Genomic DNA, 430 nt, shown 5'->3' on the forward strand with positions numbered 1-430 from the left:
CGTCGCCGTGCTGCTGTCGCCGTCGGCATCGTTGAGGGTGTAGGTGAAGTTCTCGACACCCGTGCCGCCGCCCTTCAGGTTGATGAAGTCCGGGTCACTGGCGTTCAGCGTGTAGGTGTAGCTGCCGTCGGCAGCCAGTACCAGAGTGCCGTAAGTGCCGGTGATGGTTTGTGGAGTGATCGGGCCGCTGGCGATGCGGTCGGCGCCCTGTACATCGTTGCTCAGGACGTTGCCGGTCAGGGTCGTTTGCGCTTCGGTAGCGGTGGTGGTGTTGCTGTCGTCGTACGCCTTCGGCGCATCGTCGACGATGTTGATGTCGATGGTGGCGCTGCCGGTGCTGCCATCGACATCGGTGGCGACCACCTCGATTTGCTCGACCAGGGTGTTGCCGCTGGTGTGACTTTCATTGTCGAGTAAGGTGAAGGTGCCA

The 430-nt window shown here is 62.1% G+C and carries 1 protein-coding gene; it reads right to left on the bottom strand.

Going from position 1 to position 430, the window contains the following annotated elements:
- Window positions 1-430, bottom strand: a 430-nt coding sequence (locus tag NPS47_RS25430) for an Ig-like domain-containing protein (RefSeq protein WP_274297451.1), incomplete at both ends; no start/stop codon positions are given.

The sequence above is a fragment of the Pseudomonas putida genome (assembly GCF_028682475.1).
In the GTDB taxonomy this organism is placed as follows: Bacteria; Pseudomonadota; Gammaproteobacteria; order Pseudomonadales; family Pseudomonadaceae; genus Aquipseudomonas; species Aquipseudomonas putida_AG.